The 17,254-nt window shown below is 68.8% G+C and carries 13 protein-coding genes; 1 reads left to right on the top strand and 12 read right to left on the bottom strand.

Annotated elements, in window-relative coordinates; genetic code table 11:
- The first annotated feature begins 185 nt into the window (after nucleotides 1-185).
- Complete coding sequence (locus ACXZ1E_RS13095; protein WP_458040910.1) at nucleotides 186-638, top strand: GNAT family N-acetyltransferase; 453 nt, start codon at nucleotides 186-188, stop codon at nucleotides 636-638.
- 99 nt (nucleotides 639-737) lie between these two features.
- On the opposite strand, the gene ACXZ1E_RS13090 is transcribed toward ACXZ1E_RS13095, so the two are convergent.
- From ACXZ1E_RS13090 to ACXZ1E_RS13035, 12 genes are all read right to left on the bottom strand, one after another.
- Complete coding sequence (locus tag ACXZ1E_RS13090; protein WP_458040909.1) at nucleotides 738-1,535, bottom strand: alpha/beta fold hydrolase; 798 nt, start codon at nucleotides 1,533-1,535, stop codon at nucleotides 738-740.
- 40 nt (nucleotides 1,536-1,575) lie between these two features.
- Nucleotides 1,576-3,396, bottom strand: a complete 1,821-nt coding sequence (locus tag ACXZ1E_RS13085; RefSeq protein WP_458040908.1) for an ABC transporter ATP-binding protein — start codon at nucleotides 3,394-3,396, stop codon at nucleotides 1,576-1,578.
- A complete protein-coding gene (locus tag ACXZ1E_RS13080) occupies nucleotides 3,393-5,330 on the bottom strand; it encodes an ABC transporter ATP-binding protein (RefSeq protein ID WP_458040907.1) in 1,938 nt (645 codons plus the stop codon). Before ACXZ1E_RS13080 ends, ACXZ1E_RS13085 begins: the two co-directional genes overlap by 4 nt.
- Before the next feature lie 183 nt (nucleotides 5,331-5,513).
- Nucleotides 5,514-6,044 carry a methylated-DNA--[protein]-cysteine S-methyltransferase gene (locus tag ACXZ1E_RS13075; protein ID WP_458040906.1) on the bottom strand — a complete coding sequence of 177 codons (531 nt, stop codon included), beginning with the start codon at nucleotides 6,042-6,044 and terminating at the stop codon, nucleotides 5,514-5,516.
- Nucleotides 6,041-7,666: an AlkA N-terminal domain-containing protein gene (locus ACXZ1E_RS13070; RefSeq protein ID WP_458040905.1), complete on the bottom strand. Its 1,626-nt coding sequence runs from the start codon at nucleotides 7,664-7,666 to the stop codon at nucleotides 6,041-6,043. Before ACXZ1E_RS13070 ends, ACXZ1E_RS13075 begins: the two co-directional genes overlap by 4 nt.
- A gap of 140 nt (nucleotides 7,667-7,806) precedes the next feature.
- Nucleotides 7,807-9,414: a bifunctional phosphoribosylaminoimidazolecarboxamide formyltransferase/IMP cyclohydrolase gene (gene purH, locus ACXZ1E_RS13065; RefSeq protein ID WP_458040904.1), complete on the bottom strand. Its 1,608-nt coding sequence runs from the start codon at nucleotides 9,412-9,414 to the stop codon at nucleotides 7,807-7,809.
- A gap of 50 nt (nucleotides 9,415-9,464) precedes the next feature.
- On the bottom strand, nucleotides 9,465-10,058 hold the full coding sequence (gene purN / locus ACXZ1E_RS13060; RefSeq protein WP_458040903.1) for a phosphoribosylglycinamide formyltransferase: 594 nt from the start codon (nucleotides 10,056-10,058) through the stop codon (nucleotides 9,465-9,467).
- 41 nt (nucleotides 10,059-10,099) lie between these two features.
- Complete coding sequence (locus ACXZ1E_RS13055) at nucleotides 10,100-11,437, bottom strand: cell division protein PerM (RefSeq protein WP_458040902.1); 1,338 nt, start codon at nucleotides 11,435-11,437, stop codon at nucleotides 10,100-10,102.
- Between the two features lie 215 nt (nucleotides 11,438-11,652).
- Nucleotides 11,653-12,555, bottom strand: coding sequence for a succinate--CoA ligase subunit alpha (gene sucD / locus ACXZ1E_RS13050; RefSeq protein ID WP_458040901.1), 903 nt, complete (start codon nucleotides 12,553-12,555; stop codon nucleotides 11,653-11,655).
- A 26-nt stretch (nucleotides 12,556-12,581) separates the two neighbouring features.
- Nucleotides 12,582-13,745 carry an ADP-forming succinate--CoA ligase subunit beta gene (gene sucC / locus ACXZ1E_RS13045; RefSeq protein WP_458040900.1) on the bottom strand — a complete coding sequence of 388 codons (1,164 nt, stop codon included), beginning with the start codon at nucleotides 13,743-13,745 and terminating at the stop codon, nucleotides 12,582-12,584.
- An 81-nt stretch (nucleotides 13,746-13,826) separates the two neighbouring features.
- Nucleotides 13,827-15,395, bottom strand: a complete 1,569-nt coding sequence (locus tag ACXZ1E_RS13040) for an FAD-dependent oxidoreductase (RefSeq protein ID WP_458040899.1) — start codon at nucleotides 15,393-15,395, stop codon at nucleotides 13,827-13,829.
- Between the two features lie 297 nt (nucleotides 15,396-15,692).
- Nucleotides 15,693-16,895: an IS4 family transposase gene (locus ACXZ1E_RS13035; protein ID WP_458040898.1), complete on the bottom strand. Its 1,203-nt coding sequence runs from the start codon at nucleotides 16,893-16,895 to the stop codon at nucleotides 15,693-15,695.
- Nucleotides 16,896-17,254: the final 359 nt, after the last annotated feature.

The following is a 17,254-nucleotide window of genomic DNA, read 5'->3' as shown; positions in this document are numbered from 1 at the left end:
TTCACGTCTTGTCCACCCTATCCCACGCGCCCGAAATGTATCTCGACGTCGAGATAGTTGACCGTCGCCGACGCCCGGGAGAACGGCCTCGTGAACCCTCGTTCAGCGCGGGATGTTCATGGCGAAGACACATTCCGCAACATCGAACTGTGGGCACTCACACGATGAGCCGTTAGCCTGTCGCTATGGCTGAGCTGCGATTGGTTGAACTGTCCGCGTCCACGATCGTGGCGGTGAACAACCTGTCCCTGAAGCCCGGGCAGGAACAATTCCTCGCGCCGGTGTCCTACGGCGTCGCGGCCACCGTCGCCGACCCGACCACGTCATGGCAGCGCGTTGTCGCCGATGGCGACGAGGTCGTCGGCTTCGTCAGCGCGAACTTCGACGACGATGCCTCGATCGACTACTTCCGCTCGGTGCTCTGGCGCATCAACGTCGACGCCGACGACCAGGGCCGCGGCGTCGGACGCTTCGCCGTGAAGTCGCTCGTAGAAGAGGCGCGCTCGCGCGGTCTCGACCACGTCAACGTCATCTACGAGGCCGGCGAAAACGGGCCCGAGGCGTTCTTCCGCCGCGTCGGCTTCACGCCCGTGGGCGAGACGGAGTACGGCGAGGTCATCGCCCAGATCCGCATCTAGCGTCACAGGACAGACAATCGTTTCGACTCGCTGCGCTCGCTCAACGAGCGGGGGTACGCCGGTCGTTGAGCGAGGCCCGCAGGGCCGAGACGAAACGCATCACGGGGCGGTCAAGAACTCCAGCGCGGCATTCCGGAAGTCGCGTGAGCCCGGGGTGTTGAAGTGGTGCCGGCCCGGGATCTCGGCGAATCGACCGTTCGGTGTGGCTTCCGCCAGAACGCGTGAGCGCTCGAGGATCGCGTCGTCGCTGCCCGTGGCGAACAGGATCGGCTGGCGCGGCGGATGCGCGGGGTCGGGGTCCGCGTCCCCCAGCCGCATGCCCTCGGCGAGCGCGATGAGCGAGCGCAGGTCGTTGCCCGCCACCCGCTCCGAGAGCGTGACGTAGTTGCGGGTGACCTTGTCGCTGATCTCCACGCCGTCCTCGACGAACGCCCGCGCTTCATCGAGTTTCAGGCGCCCGAGCGGTGTGCCATCCGGAATGCCGCCCAGCACCGCACGTGAGACGCGGTGCGAGGCCTCGACCGCGAACTGCCACCCCACACGCGCGCCGAGCGAATATCCGACGTAACGCACCTCCTCGACCAGGTACGTGTCGAGGACGATCTCGAGGTCCGCGAGGAAGTCGTCCATCGTGTAGGCCCGCGGCTCGTGGGGTTTGTCGCTTGCCCCGTGACCGCGCTGATCGACACCGATCACGCGGAAGCCCGCCCGGGTGAGGTCGCGAACCCAGCCCGTGTCGACCCAGTTGTCCCGGCAGCTCGAGGAGAAACCGTGGACGCAGAGAACGGGCACCGCATCTTCGTCGCCCCACGTGTACGTCGCGATGCGGTAGCCCTCCACCGACATCACGAACTGCGGATCGGTCATCTCGGTCAGCACTGGTGAGGGAACGCTCATGGCACACAGCATCCCACGCGTCCGGCCGCCGCCACGAAAGCTAGACGAGGGTCTCGCGCCAGGCCTCGTGCAGCTTCGCGAACCGCCCCGTACCCGCGATCAGCGCCCCGGGGGTGTCGTCCTCGACGATACGGCCGTGCTCCATCACCAGAACGCGGTCGGCGATCGCGACCGTCGACAGCCGGTGCGCGATGATGATCGCGGTGCGGTCAGCCAACAGGTGCTGCAAGGCATCCTGAATCAACCGTTCGCTGGGCATGTCGAGCGACGCCGTCGCCTCGTCGAGGATCAGCACGGCCGGGTCGGCGAGGAACGCCCGCGCGAACGAGATCAGCTGACGCTGACCCGCCGAGACACGGCCACCGCGCTTGTTCACGTCGGTGTCGTATCCGTCGGGAAGTGCCCGGATGAAGTCATCCGCCCCAACCGCCCGCGCGGCCGCCTGAACCTCTTCGAACGTCGCCTCGGGCTTGCCGAAGGCGATGTTGTCGGCCACCGAGCCGCTGAAAAGGTACGCCTCTTGCGTGACCATGACGATCGCGCGGCGCAGGTCCTTCGGGTGCAGGTCCCGCAGGTCCACGTCATCGAGGGTGACGCGACCCCGGGTGGGATCGTAGAAGCGCGAGACGAGCTTGGCCAGCGTCGACTTGCCGGCGCCCGTCGTGCCGACGAGCGCAACCGTCTGGCCCGCCGGGATGTCGAGCGTGAAGTCGGGCAGGATCGTGCGGTCGCCGCCGTAGCCGAATTCGACTCCATCGAAGCGCACGTGACCGCGGGCCTTCCAGAGGTCGACCGGCTTGGTCGGATCGGGCACCGTCGGCTGCTCCTCGAGCACGCCCGACACCTTCTCGAGCGCAGCCGTCGCAGACTGGTACGAGTTGAGGAAGAACGCCACCTCCTGCAGCGGCGAGAAGAAGTTGCGGACGTACAGCACCGCGGCTAGCAGGACACCGACGTCGAGGGCTCCGCCGGCGATACCGGCGACCCGAAGTCCGCCCCAGAGCAGCACGAGCGCGACCGACATCGCCGCGACGGCCATCAGCCCCGGCTCGAACGTTCCGAACAGACGGATCGACCGGATGTTGACGTCGCGGTACTGGCTGGCGAGCTCGCCGAAGTCCTCGTCGTCGCGCTTCTCGCGCCGGAACGCCTTGACGGCACGGATGCCCGTCATCGTCTCGACGAACTTCACGATGACCTGCGCGCTCACGACGCGCGACTCGCGGTAGACCAGCTGCGAGCGACGGTAGAACCAGCGCATCAGCAGCCAGAGCGGCACGCCCATCACGACGAGGATGATGCCGGACTGCCAGTCGAGCAGGACGAGCGCGATGAGCGTGAACCCGCCGTACAGCAAGCCCGACACGAGCTCGTTCAGACCACCGTCCAGCAGCTCGCGGATGGAGTCGAGGTCGCTCGTCTGGCGCGAAATGATGCGCCCAGACGTGTACGACTCGTGAAACTCCAGGCTGAGCAGCTGCGTGTGGCGGAAGATCCGCATGCGCAGGTCCAGCATGATCGTCTGTGTCAGACGAGCCGTCACGACGACATACCAGCCGATCAGCACCGCCCCACCGATCGCCGAGAGGATGAACACCGCGACGACGCCGATCGTCGGCATCCAGTCCGCGCGATCGAGCACCGCGGGCAGTGCCGTGTCGATTCCGTACGCGATCAGGGCGGGGCCGAGGACCCGCAGCGCGGTCGAGACGACGAGCACCGTCGCCGCGAGGATCAGGTTGGCGCGCACGGGCGAAAGCAGCGACCCGAGCAGACGCAGCGACCGGCGACGGATCTGCCGACTCTCGGCCTGCGTGTAGTCCGAGCGGTCTTCGCCCTCGGTTCCGGTGACGGTACTCACGGATTCACCCCTCCGAGGCCGGCAACACCGGGCCCCTGACGTTCGACGATCGATGCGGCTGCCAGGGGGTCGGGCTCGGCGATCGAGGCATCCGAAATCGGGGCCGGTCCGTCGGCCGTGACCGTATTCGCTTCCGATTCGAGACTCGAGATCACATGCCGGTAATGCTCGCTCGTGCGGAGCAGTTCGGAGTGCGTGCCGACGCCCGTGATCCGCCCGTCCTCGAGCAGCGCGACGCGGTCGGCGAGCGCGACGGTCGAGGGCCGGTGCGCGACGATCAGCGCCGTCGTGGTCTCGAGCACACGACGAAGTGCTGCCTCGACGAGTGCCTCGGTGTCGACATCCAGGGCCGAGAGCGGGTCATCGAGCACGAGAACGGCGGGTTTGGCGGCCACCGCCCGGGCGAGCGCCAGGCGCTGGCGCTGACCGCCCGACAGGCTCAGACCCTCCTCGCCGATGATCGTGTCGACACCGTCGGGCAGCTCGTCCACGAACGTCGCCTGCGCGACATCGAGCGCCTCGCGCAGCACGCGCTCGGCCTCGGCGCTGCCGGGTTCGAGGTCTTCACGCCCGAGCAGGACGTTCTCGCGCACGGTCGCGGAGAAGAGCGTCGCGTCCTCGAAAGCCATCCCGATGTGCCCGCGAAGCTCGTGCAGCGTGAGCTCGCGAACATCCACGCCATCCAGTTCCACCCGTCCGGCGGTCACGTCGTAGAGACGCGTCGGCAGCGTCGTGAGCGTCGTCTTGCCCGAGCCGGTGAGCCCGACGAGGGCCATGGTCTCGCCCGGCTTCAGCACCAGGTCGATTCCGTCGAGCAGGTCGCGTTCGCCGTCCGCGGCATCCTGATACCGGAAATGCGCGTCACGGAACGCGAGTTCGCCACGGACTTCCGCCGCTCCTCGCGGCCGCGCGGGATCGATGATGGTGTTCTCTTCATCGAAAACCTCGAACAGGCGATCCGTCGCGGTGCGGGCATCGAGCAGGAACGAGAACAGGAATCCAATCGACTCCATCGGCCACCGCAACACGGTCGCCATGGCGAAGAACGCGAACAGCTCGGCGACGCTCAACTGGCCGAGCTGCGCGAGCACGATGCCCGCGGCCAGGCAGAGTGCGAAGGCGATCTCGGGCAGCAGCACGAGCCAGAACCAGATCACACCCACCGCGCGGGCCTTGTTCAGCTCGGTTTCGCGCAGGCCCTCGGCCTGGCTCGCGAACTTCTTCAACGCGTGACCGCCCCGGCCGAACGCCTTCAGAACGCGGATACCGTGCACGCTTTCCTCGACCGCCGTCGCGAGGTCGCCCGCCTGATCCTGGCTCTGCCGGGTGAGGGAGCCATAGCGCTTCTCGAAACGGAAACCGGCGATCCAGAGCGGGATCGAGCAGAGCACGAAGATCGTGCCGAGCGCCCAGTGCCAACGGAAGAGGATGACCGAGCCGACCAGGATCGTCAGGACGTTCACGACGAGCAGCACGAGGCCGAACGCGAGCCAGCGCCGGATCAGGCTGATGTCCTGCATCATGCGACTGAGCAGCTGCCCGGACTGCCACCGGTCATGGAACGCGACCGGCAGGCGCTGCAGACGCTCGTAGAACTGGGTACGCAGGTCGTACTCGACCTTCGTCGCCGGACCGAGAACGAACCAGCGCCGCGCCCAGACCATCACGGCCTCGAGAAGTCCGAGGCCGAGCACGACGACGGCGCCCCACACGATCTGCCCGGTGTCCCTCGACGCGATCGGGCCCGCGACGATGACCTCCAGGGCGAGCGGGATCGTGAGGGCCAACAGGCTTGCGATGAGGGCGCTGACACCGCCCAGCACGAGGCGCCCGGCCACCGGGCGGGCGAACGGAACGAGGCGCGCCAGTGCGCGTGGCGTTGACAGCTGAGCGGTCGACGATTGAGGCGTTGGGGTCGGAGCTGTCGAAGTCATGGTCCTTTTGGGCGTGCAGAATCGCCGAGTCGGCGCGACGGAGCGGAAGAGCTGCAGCGCACGGATCCCGGTCGGAGGCGCGGTGCGGGCAGCCTTTCAGGCTATGCGCCCGCGCGGCGCGAGGCAAGCATCAGACCGCTACCCGCGCTGGATGCGGGCCCGAGCCCGCCGGTTGCGACGAGATCAGGACGACGGGGGCGAGACCGAAGCCTCTCCTCGTTCTCGGGCGAGCAAGCTCGCCTTGACAGGCAGACCCCAGGCGAAACCCCCGAGCGATCCATCGCTGCGTAGCACCCGGTGGCACGGCACGAACAGGGCGGGCGCGTTTCGCGCACACACCGACGCAGCGGCCCGAACGGCCGTCGACGAGCCGAAGGCGGCGGCGAACGCGCTGTACGTGAGCGGCTCCCCCGGCACGATCCGGCGCAACGCACTCCAGCCCTTCAGCTGAAGCTCGGTGCCCTGCTGCCGGACGACGACATCGTCCAGGGCGCCGAGGGCGCCGCCGTAGTACGCGCGCGCCACGCCAGCAGCGTCGAGCTGGGCCTCGCGCACGGAGCTGGGCCGGAGGGCCGGGTGAATGCGAGCGATGACAGCGGAGGCATCCGTCGTCCAGCCCGACCCGAGTACGCGCTGCTGCGCGTCAGCAACGACGACGAGGGGGCCGTCCGGGGTGTCGACCGTCTCCATGAGGGCGGTTGCGAGGTCGGTCATGCGGGCTTGCCTTTCGTGTGGCGTAAATCCGGAAGGAATATCGGGGGCAGATGGGCCGAAGCGGGCCCTAATTCGGGGTTTCGGGGGCCTGGTTCCTTCGAGATTTTCGCCCCGGCCCGCGCACCGGCCGCGGGAAGGTCCGCGGCCGCGCGCCACAGATGCCCGGTCAGGTACGACCGCCACGGCGCGAACGGCGCGACACGAGCGGTCAACTCACGGGGATCGCTAGGCAGACCGGCGCGAACAGCGCCCGTTCGCACGGCCACGTCGCCCGACAGGAACACATCGGGGTCGCCGGTCACACGCATCCGCACATAGTCGGCGGTCCAGGGCCCTACTCCGGGCAGCGCAAGCAGTGTCACGCGCTGCGCCGCGGGCTCATCCCCCGGCCCGAGATCGAGCTCACCCGACGCGAGGGCCGCGGCGACGGCCGTGATGGCGCTGATCCGGGCACGGGGACCACGCAACACCTCGGCGCCGTGCTCGGCGATCGCGGACATCGTCGGGAACAGCCGCTCGGTTCCTTCCCAGGGCTCAACCGATTCGCCGAGCTCGTGGGTCAGTCGCGTGAGCGCCGTCCGCGCGGCGACCACGGTGATCTGCTGACCGACCATCGCCCGGATCAATATTTCGTGCGGATCCGCGGCACCGGGCACCCGCAGCCCGGGCACGGCTCGCACGCGCTCGGCGATCAGCGAGTCGGCAGACAGCGCCGCATCGATCGCGAGCGGGTCGGCGTCGAGATCGAAGAGCCGCCGCACCCGGGCCACGAGAGAGGCGAGGTCCGCCGGGCGGGCGACACGGGCTTCAAGCACGAGCCGCCCCTGCGCGGGCGCATCGCGCACCCGGAACCACGCCGGCCCACCCGGCAATCGCAGGGTACGAGCGAACGAATCGGACGACGAGACCTCCACCCCCGGAACCGCCCGCGCCGACATCCACGCGAACAGCCCCGCGGCATCGAACGGCAGCCGGTACGGCAGGGCGAGACGGATGTTGCCCCCAGCCTCGGGCGCCACCCCGGCCCGCGTGCCGCGCGCGCGGAGCTCGGTCGGGGTCATTCCGAACACCTCGCGCACCGTGTCGTTGAACTGCCGAACGCTCGAGAATCCAGCCGAGAACGCGACGTCCGCAGCGGTCAGGTCGGTGCCGACGAGGAGCATGCGAGCGGCGTGGGCACGCTGCGCCCGGGCGAGGGCCAAGGGCCCGGCGCCGAGTTCGGCCGCGAGCATCCGGGTCAGATGCCGGGGCGAGTACCCGAGGCGCGACGCCAGTCCCGGTACTCCCTCGCGTTCGATGACCCCGTCGGCGATGAGCCGCATCGCGCGTCCCGTGGCGTCCCCGCGAAGATCCCACTCCGGCGAACCCGGCGCCGCTTCAGGAAGACAGCGCTTGCACGCGCGGTAGCCCGCCTCGTGTGCGGCGGCAGAGGTAGCGAAGAACGACACGTTCGCGGGCTTCGGGGTGCGGGCCGGGCAGCTCGGGCGACAGTAGATTCCGGTTGTCCGCACGGCCGTCACGAACTGCCCGTCGAAGCGGGTGTCGCGCGACGAGATCGCGCGGTAGCGCTCGTCGAAGGTCATCGACGGATGCCTCGGCAGAGCACTCAAGGACTGCTTCATGCCCCCAGCCTGACACGCCCCGGGGCCACCCGCTCGCGGAAATCGGACACGGCTGCGCGAGCGTGCGACGCGCACGCTTCGACAGGCTCAGCGAGCGTACGCCCCCTGAGCTTGTCGAAGGGTGCGTACGCTCGCCCTGCTCAGTGGAAGAAGTGCCGCTCGCCCGTGAAGAACATGGTCACGCCCGCGTCGCGCGCGGCCTGGATGACCTCGTCATCGCGCACGGATCCACCGGGCTGAACGATCGCCGCGATGCCCGCATCGAGCAGCACCTGCGGGCCGTCCGCGAACGGGAAGAAGGCATCGGATGCGGCGACGGAACCGCGTGCGCGGTCCCCCGCGCGATCGACCGCGAGGCGGCACGAATCGACACGGTTGACCTGACCCATCCCGATCCCGACCGTCGCGGAGTTCTTCGCCAGCACGATCGCGTTGGACTTCACGGCGCGGCACGCCTTCCACGCGAAGATGAGGTTCGTCATCTCATCTCCCTCGGGCTGCGTGCCCGAAACGAGCTCCCAGTCCTTAGCGACCGACTCGATGTCGTCGGGGAACCGGTCCGCGTCCTGCAGCAGAAGTCCGCCGGAGACGAGGCGGACATCCATCCGCTCCTGCTTCCAGTCGGCCGGAAGCTGCAGCAGCCGCAGGTTCTTCTTCTCGGCGAAGACCTCGAGGGCCTGCGGCTCGAAGCCGGGCGCGACGATGACTTCAGTGAAGATGTCGCGCAGGTTCTCGGCCATCTTCAGCGTCACCGGGCGGTTCGCGGCGATCACGCCGCCGAACGCCGAGACCGGGTCGCACTCGTTCGCACGCAGGTGGGCGCTGGCGATCGGGTCAAGCGCGTTCGGAGCGCCGACGGCGATGCCGCACGGGTTGGCGTGCTTGATGATCGCGACGGCGGGCTTGACCATGTCGAACGCAGCGCGCAGGGCCGCATCTGCGTCGACATAGTTGTTGTAGCTCATGCCCTTGCCCTGCAGCTGCGTCGCCTGCGCGATGCCGTGGCCGCCCGTGCGGGTGTAGATCGCGGCGCGCTGGTGCGAGTTCTCGCCATAGCGGAGGGTTTCGAGGCGCTCGGCGCGGATCGTCAGATGACCCGGCAGATCCTCCCCCTCGGCGAGGGTGCCCTCGGCGAACCAGGTGGCGACGGCGGAGTCGTAGGCCGCGGTGTGCGCGAACGCGCGCGCGGCGAGCTCACGGCGCTGTCCGAGGCTCGTTCCGCCCGACGCGACGGCGTCGATCACTGCCGGGTACGACGAGGGCGACACGACGATTGCGACGTTCGCGTGGTTCTTGGCCGAGGCGCGGACCATCGCGGGACCACCGATGTCGATCTGCTCGACCACATCATCGGCCTCGGCCCCCGAGGCAACGGTCTCGACGAACGGGTACAGGTTCACCACGACGAGCTCGAACGGCGCGATGTCGAGGTCGGCGAGCTGACGCTCGTGGTCTTCCAGGCGCAGGTCGGCGAGCAGGCCCGCGTGCACGCCGGGGTGCAGGGTCTTGACCCGCCCGTCGAGTGACTCGGGGAAGCCCGTCACTGCCGCGACATCCGTCACCGCGTAGCCAGCGTCGCGGATCGTTGCCGCGGTCGAACCGGTCGAAACGATCTCGACGCCCGCATCGGCGAGGGCCGCGGCCAGTACCAGCAGGTCGGTCTTGTCGCTGACGGAGACAAGCGCGCGGCGAACGGGAATGACATCGCGGTCGCGGTAGAGGGACTTGTCGTGGCTCGGTCCGGCCATGGGGGTGCTCCTTTGCGGGGACGGTGGTCCTGGTGACAGATGGGGTGAAATCAGGTGGAGGATGCGACGGCGAGATCGAGCTCACCGGCTCCGATGCGGCGGACGACATCGATCAACAGGCGGCGTTCGACAGGCTTGATGCGCTCGTGCAGGGCCGCCTCGTCGTCGGTCGGCAGGACGGGCACCCGCTCCTGGGCAAGGATCGGTCCGGTGTCGACCCCGTCGTCGACGACGATGACACTCGCGCCGGTCTGTTCCGCACCCGCAGCGAGCGCGTCGCGGACGCCGTGTGCGCCCGGAAACTCGGGCAGGAAGGCCGGATGCGTGTTGACGATGCGCGGGGCGTACGCGGCGACGACAGCCGGCGGCAGCAGGCGCATCAGCCCGCTCAGCACGATCAGGTCGGGGTTCCACACATCGAGTTGGCGCAACAGCTCGTCGCCCCACGCCTCACGCGAATCGAAGCTCGACCACGGCACCAGAAAGGTCGGGATGCCGAACTCGTCGGCGTGCGCGAACCCCTCGGCCTCACGATCGGCACCGACGACGATGATCCGAGCCGGAAAGCCGGCACCATTCGCGGCCTCCAGCAGCGCGCGAAGGTTAGATCCCGTGCCCGAGATGAGGACCGCGACCGTGAGCACCGGGCAAGTCTACCGGGGCCGGGGCGACGCGCCCGGGGCGATCACCCCTGAACGAGAGGCGCGATGGGGGCGGTCGGCTGATCATCCTCGATGACGAACGCGCGGTCGCGCGTTTCCGGCGTCGCCGCGACGGGCTGATCCCCGTGTCCCCCAGGTGGGGAATCGTCCGCCGAACGCTCGTGCGAGAGCGGTGACAGCAACAGGATGGCTGCCCCCACGAACACCTCGACGCCGATCGCGAAGGCGAGGGGCCCCGCCTGGGGGCCGACGTCTGCGAGGCGCCCGGGCCCGATCGCCCCCGAGGCTGCGATTGCCATTCCGGCCGTGGCGAGGGCCGACACGACCGACATTGCGAGGGTTGTCACGAGACGCGGCGCGATCGCATCCGTGGGCCCGTCGGCGACGGCGTGCAGGCGGGAGCGGGCGAACCATCCGCCCAGCGCACCCGCCGCGACGGGGATGAGCGCGACGAGCAGCAGCCACGCATCGGACGCGTCGGGCACGGCGCCCAGCACGGGAATCGAGGGCACCACGGCCAGATCTGTGCCGACCGGCGAGACGGTGCTGCCCGTGCCGATCGCGAACCCGGGGCCGGCAATCCACGAGATGGTCCACACGATGAGCGTCGGGATATAGGCGACCTGGCCCAGGGTGACGACGATCGCACCCAGGATGTCGACGTTACCGGCCTGATACAGCGCGGCGATCTCGCCACCCGACATCGCCACGGCACCCGCGAGCACGACGGCCCCCACCCCGATCAGTGTGGCCACGGTGACGGCCACACCGAGGGCCGTCGCGCTGATGACCGCGTCGGCCGCGCCGCGGCGCTCGAGGGCGTCCCGGAACGTGTCGACGGCACCGTCGTCACCGTTCCGCCAGGCCGAGACGATCCCGCCGGTCAACACCGAAACCGCGTACAAGGCCGCCGGGATGACGATGGCCTGCCACAGGACGGATGAGACGACGTCGGTGTTGGAAGTGAGGGCGATCACCGTCGAGAGCGCCCCCGCGACGAAAAGCGCCGAGACGAATCCGGTGAACCACGCGCCCGAGCGCGCCGCGCGGGCGCCGGAGCGAACGCCGAAGATGATGGTGAAGGCGGCGAAACCGAGGGGCGCGAGCGAGAAGGCGAAGGATGCGGCATCCGACGAGATCCCGGCGGCGATGAGTGTGTCGGGGAGCGTCACCTGCAGCGGCACGAGGTTGCCCGCGTGCCATACCGCGGCCGTCGAGGGCCAGAGCGCAGCCCAGTCGGCGGTACCCCCCAGCCCGAAGACCCACAGGGCCGTGAGGGGCGCGGCGATCACCGCGAGTCCCCCCGCGACCTGGATGAGGGCGTCGAGCGCGCTGAGCAGGGCGACGATGAGGCGATGCATGGCGTCCTCGACCCTACCCGCGGCGGCTGCGGCGCCCTCCCAGGCTCGCCCGGACATTACTCCGGCGACATCGTCTCAACGGGGCTCGGCGGGCGCGCCCGCAGCCCGACCGGGCACATGCCACCGGAATATTGTCCGCGGGCGGCGCGCCGCCACACGAAGAAGGGCGGATGCGGCGGCTGTGGCCGCGGCATCCGCCCTTCTTGGTGTGAGTGCTAGAGCGCCTCGATGACCTCGCGCATGAGCGCAGCGGTCTCGCTCGGCGTTTTGCCGACCTTGACCCCGGCAGCCTCGAGGGCTTCCTTCTTGGCCTGCGCGGTACCCGCCGAGCCGGAGACGATCGCGCCGGCGTGGCCCATCGTCTTGCCCTCCGGGGCGGTGAAGCCCGCGACGTAGCCGACGACCGGCTTCGTGACGTGCGCCTTGATGTAGTCGGCCGCGCGCTCTTCCGCGTCGCCGCCGATCTCACCGATCATGACGATGGCCTTGGTCTCGGGGTCGGCCTCGAAGGCCGCGAGCGCGTCGATGTGCGTCGTGCCGATGACGGGGTCGCCGCCGATGCCGATGGCGGTCGAGAAGCCGAGGTCCCGCAGCTCGAACATCATCTGGTACGTCAGGGTGCCCGACTTCGACACGAGGCCGATCGGTCCCTTCCCCGTGATGTTCGCGGGGGTGATTCCGACGAGTGCCTCGCCGGGCGTGATGATTCCGGGGCAGTTCGGGCCGATGATGCGCGTGGCGTTGCCCTTGCTCTGGGCGTAGGCCCAGGCCTCGGCGCTGTCACCGACGGGCACACCCTCGGTGATCACGACGAGCAGCGGGATCTCGGCGTCGATGGCCTCGAGCATCGCGTCCTTCGTGAAGGCGGCGGGAACGAAGGCGATCGAGACGTCCGCGCCGGTCGCGGCCATGGCCTCGGCGACCGACGCGAAGACGGGCAGCTCGACAGCGTTGCCCGAGGCATCCGTGTGCGAAACCGTCGTGCCGGCCTTGCGGGCGTTGACACCACCGGCGACCTGGGTGCCCGCCTTCAGCATGAGCGCCGTGTGCTTGGTGCCCTCGCCTCCGGTGATGCCCTGGACGATGACCTTGGAGTCTTTGTTGAGGAAGATCGACATTTCTCTGCAGTCCTTTGATCCGTGGGTCAGACGTTGGCGAGTTCGGCGGCCTTGTCGGCGCCCTCGTCCATGGTCGAGGCCAGCGTGACGAGCGGGTGGGCGTAATCGCGCAGGATCGCGCGGCCCTCGTCGACGCGGTTTCCGTCGAGGCGGACGACGAGGGGCTTGGATGCCGTGGCACCGAGCGTGTCGAGGGCGCCGACGATGCCGTTGGCGACCGCGTCGCAGGCGGTGATGCCGCCGAAGACGTTGACGAACACGCTCTTGACCTGCGGGTCTCCGAGGATGACGTCGAGGCCGGCGGCCATGACGGCGGCGGATGCTCCGCCACCGATGTCGAGGAAGTTGGCCGGGGTCACGCCGCCGTGGGCTTCACCCGCGTAGGCGACGACGTCGAGCGTCGACATGACGAGCCCCGCGCCGTTGCCGATGATGCCGACCTGACCGTCGAGCTTGACGTAGTTGAGGTCGTTCTCCTTGGCCTTGGCCTCGAGAGGGTCGGCGGCGTCCTTGTCTTCGAGCGCATCGTGGTCGGGGTGACGGAACGCGGCGTTCTCGTCGATCGAGACCTTGCCGTCGAGGGCGATGATGTCGCCCTCCTCGGTGAGCACGAGCGGGTTGACCTCGACGAGTGTCGCGTCCTCGCCCTTGTACACGTCGTAGAGCTTGACGAAGACATCCGCGACCTTGGGGGCGAGCTCGGCATCGAAGCCGGCGGCCTGCGCAATCTCGAGGGCCTTCGCTGCATCGATACCCGTCAGCGGGTTGACCTCGATGCGGGCGAGTGCCTCGGGCTTCTCGACGGCGAGCTGCTCGATCTCCATGCCACCCTCGACGCTCGCAAGGCTGAGGTAGGAGCGGTTGGCGCGGTCGAGCAGCACCGAGAAGTAGTACTCGGTGGCGATGCGCGCACCCGCCGCGACCATGACGCGCTTGACGATGTGGCCCTTGATGTCGAGGCCGAGGATCTGCTGCGCAGCCTCGAAGGCCTCTTCGGGGGTCTTGGCGACCTTCACGCCGCCGGCCTTGCCGCGGCCACCGACCTTGACCTGGGCCTTGACGACGACGACACCACCGATCTTCTCGGCAGCCGCCTTCGCCTCCTCAGCGGTGTCGGCGATGATGCCCGCGAGAACCGGCACCTCGTACTTCTCGAATAGGTCTCGTGCCTGGTACTCGTAAAGATCCACGTTGCAGTCCTTCGCTGTCGCGCCGGGGGATTTCTTCGAAAAGAGTCTTGATGTCGAGAGATCGACCAATCCCCGAGCCTACTACTTGGTCGGGTGGGCGGCAGACGCCGGGCACCCGCTGAGTGAGTCTCCGGGCGGCCCGTCGAGTGGGGTGAGGTCCTCGACCGCGGGGCCCTCGATGCGCGTCCCGTCGGGTGCGAAACGCGAGGCGTGGAGCGGGCAATCCCAGGTTCGGTCGGCGTCATTCCACGCCACGATGCCGCCCAGATGCGTGCAGACCGCGCTCACCGCGCGCGTCTGCCCGTCGACACTCGAAACGGCGACCGGATGTCCGGCGCGCTGCGCGACGACGCCTTCCCCCTCGGCGGGGCGCGGCACGGGCACACTCGCGCTCTCCGCCCGCAGCCATCCCTTCGCCGCTTCCGCACCGACCAGTGCGTTCTCGCGCGCGCCTCGTGCCAGGTCTGCCGGAACGGTCAAACGCGTGCCGAGCGCGATCATCCAGGACGCCCGTTCACGGAACGGCACGCGCATGATCTCCGACGTGAGCCGGATGGCAGCGGCCGGTCCGTTCGTCAGGCCCCACTTGGCGTATCCCGTCGCGAAGCGCACGCGCCCGAGGGTGCGGGGCATGACGCCGACGAAGGGAACGAGGTTGTGGGACTCGTAGTCCTGGGCCGACCAGCGCACCACTTCTTGCGCTCCGGGGAAGTGCTTCTGGGTCCAGGCGACGAGCTCGTCGATCTCCGCGGTGTCCGAGAGCGAGCGGCCGACCGGATGACCGTTGCCCCCGACGATCAGGCGTGCTGCGCCCGCGGGCCCGTCATCGGCCGTGACCGAGCGCACGGAGCGCACCGGTCCGTCGATCGAGAGGAACATGCCGTCCGGGATGTCCCCGTCATAGTCGAACGCGACGCAGTGCGACCGCAGACCGCGTGTCTTGGCGAACGTCAGCCCGCGGTCCATGATGGCCGTTCCGGTTGCGAGCACGATCCGATCCGCACGGAGGGCTCCCGCATCCGTCCGCACGAGGGGTTCCGGAACGGCGTGCACGGACCGCACTCGGGTGCCCGTGTGCAGAGTGCCGCCCGCTGCGACGAACGCCCGAGCGAGGGCGTCCGTGAGAGCGACCGGATCGACCGCGAGTTGACTGTCCAGCGCGGCCGCCGCCATCGCGGGGAACGGCGTTGCGAGTTCTCGCTCGTCGGCGCGCCGCATGTCGAGGCCGGCCTCGCGTCCGGCTCCGATCTCTGCCTCGATGGCTTCCAAGCCCGCCCGCGATGGCGTGTACGAGTACGCGGTGCGGTGTGTCGTCGACACTCCCGCGTCCTCCGTGAACTCGGCAAGCCATTCGGCTCCCGCCCGGTTCGCGTCGACATAGGCGCGCACGAGGGACGCGGAATGGTGCCTGCGCAGCGTCGAGAGCGTGCTGCCCTGCAGCAGTGAGACCTTGCCCGTGTTCGATCCGCTCGCGAGTTCTGCGATCTCGCCCGCTTCCACGATCGCAACGTCTCGCCCGAGGGTCGCCAGCATGAGACCGGTCGACAGCCCCGTAATGCCGGCCCCGACAATGACGACCTCGTGCCGTGCCGGAGCGAACGGGACGGAGACGGGCGGGGCGGTGCGGTCGAGTTTCCAGAGCGGGGGCATGAAACCAGCACACCTCGCGACGACGGATGAATCAACGGGGTTGACAGGGGGGCGCGACTCGCGGGCCGCTCTGCGACTGCGGGTCTAGGCTCAATACCGTTCAATTAGATGAGGATGGCTTCGTGGGGTGGTCTGTCGGGTTGGGGCCAGTTTCGGTGCCGGGCGCGTTTGACGTGCCAGCGGGTGTACTTGCGCTTGACGACGCGGGGGTTGGCGCGAGGGCGTCGCCTGGGCAGGAGCCGGCGGACAAGTTCGCCGATGGCGTGGGCCCAGAGCCGGACGATAGTGTCTTCGGCGTCAGGGGGGAAAAGCGCCCTGCTGGGCGATGGAGCGGCGGCTGATCCGGAGCGCGGTGACGAAGGAGATCCTGTGGGGGTCGTGGCCGGCGTGAGTGGCGGCATCGAGCATGAGGGTGCGGATCGCGTAGTGGCAGCACAGGTGTCCCCAGATCTCCTGGAGCACGAGATCGGGGGTCTTGGAGCGCAGCACCTGGCGGGGCCCGCGCTGATGGGTTTTCAGCTCGTCGAATGCGGTCTCGATCTCCCACCGTTGCGCGTACGCGGCGGCCAGTTCGGCGGCGGGAGCCTCTTGCGGGTCGAGGATCGTCGTCAGCAGCCGGTAGGGGCCTGCCGTGTCGCGTCCGTCCTCGATCGTGTACTCGACCACCCGGACGGTGACGCCCCGCTCGCGCTTCCGGTCGGTGCGTGAGTCGAACACCTCGGCCAGGTACGACCCGTCCGGCAGATCCTCGATCGCGTCGAGCTTGAGGTTGTCCCGGACCCGCCAGAGCAGGTCCGTGTCTGTCGCGGCGGCGGTCTGCCAGGCGGTGAAGGAGTAGAAGCCACGGTCGGCCAGGCACAGCATCCCCGGGGTGAGCCGGTCCAACAACTCGGCGGACAGCGCTTTCTCGCTCGTCGCGTACGGACCGCTCACCGCGTCGAAGATCGCATGGGTGCCGCACTCGGCGAGGGCGACCACCCTCGCCTGCGGGAACGCGGATCGTTCCCCCTTCATCACCCCGGGGCGCCCGAAGTGCTCGTCGTTGGCGGGTGTGTCAGCCAGATCCAGGCAGGTCCCATCGATCGCGACCAGCCGGCGCCCCGCCAGCCAGCACCCCGCAGCGTCCGGCCCCGCCAGAGGCTGCGCGACCCGGTCGAACAGCACCGCCATCGGCTCGGAACCCAGCCGGTCGCGCGCGTGGGAGATCGCTGCCTTGTTCGCCAGCCGCACCGGCGCCTGCTCCCGATCCGCCCACGCGATGCCGTCCGAGATCAGCGCCAGCACGTCCTCATACGACCCTTCCGAGTGCAGCGCCATCCCCATCGCGAAGTACACCACCGACCGGGCCGGCAACGACCTGCGCCGCTGCTCCGTCCGGCCGCACTCCGCGATCACCGCATCGACCAGACCGGCGGGGAACACCTTCATCAGCAACCCGACCGACACCAGATCCGGCAACCGCCGATCCGACTCGGGCTTCCTCCAACCAGAACGAGGCATACCCCAAAACTACACCGATGTAACTCTAATTGAACGGTATTGGCACTAAAGTGGCACGAGTCAGGAGGCCACCCTCAGGCGCGGCGTTGAACTCGTAGGTCAAACCCAACGCATGCGGCTCAACCTCTGCCAAGGCATTGCAATTGAACGCGGAAACCTGCAACGCTCCCAGCTCCACGTCATCAGTGCCCTGATCTGTCGTCGCTGGTGGCGGTGTAGACCCGCCGAGCCTGACCTGCGCTGCGCCGAGCCCAACCTGTGGTGTAGGAGGCGCCGATCCACGGTAAAAGGATGCCCCAGGAGGCGACGCAGTCTCCTCTGGGTGGGCGGTCATGGTCGTGGTTCTGTGGGTAACTCTA

The sequence above is a fragment of the Pacificispira sp. HM-600 genome, assembly GCF_977993705.1.
The sequence above is the reverse complement of the archived record's forward strand: the minus strand, read 5'-3'. Positions and strand labels throughout refer to the sequence as shown.

Coding starts and splice junctions, on each gene's coding strand:
- ACXZ1E_RS13090 (WP_458040909.1), bottom strand. CDS start 1,535: ATGAGCGTTCCCTCACCAGTGCTGACCGAGATGACCGATCCGCAGTTC.
- ACXZ1E_RS13080 (WP_458040907.1), bottom strand. CDS start 5,330: ATGACTTCGACAGCTCCGACCCCAACGCCTCAATCGTCGACCGCTCAG.
- ACXZ1E_RS13070 (WP_458040905.1), bottom strand. CDS start 7,666: ATGAAGCAGTCCTTGAGTGCTCTGCCGAGGCATCCGTCGATGACCTTC.
- purH (WP_458040904.1), bottom strand. CDS start 9,414: ATGGCCGGACCGAGCCACGACAAGTCCCTCTACCGCGACCGCGATGTC.
- sucD (WP_458040901.1), bottom strand. CDS start 12,555: ATGTCGATCTTCCTCAACAAAGACTCCAAGGTCATCGTCCAGGGCATC.
- ACXZ1E_RS13035 (WP_458040898.1), bottom strand. CDS start 16,895: ATGCCTCGTTCTGGTTGGAGGAAGCCCGAGTCGGATCGGCGGTTGCCG.
- ACXZ1E_RS13055 (WP_458040902.1), bottom strand. CDS start 11,437: ATGCATCGCCTCATCGTCGCCCTGCTCAGCGCGCTCGACGCCCTCATC.
- ACXZ1E_RS13040 (WP_458040899.1), bottom strand. CDS start 15,395: ATGCCCCCGCTCTGGAAACTCGACCGCACCGCCCCGCCCGTCTCCGTC.
- ACXZ1E_RS13095 (WP_458040910.1), top strand. CDS start 186: ATGGCTGAGCTGCGATTGGTTGAACTGTCCGCGTCCACGATCGTGGCG.
- ACXZ1E_RS13075 (WP_458040906.1), bottom strand. CDS start 6,044: ATGACCGACCTCGCAACCGCCCTCATGGAGACGGTCGACACCCCGGAC.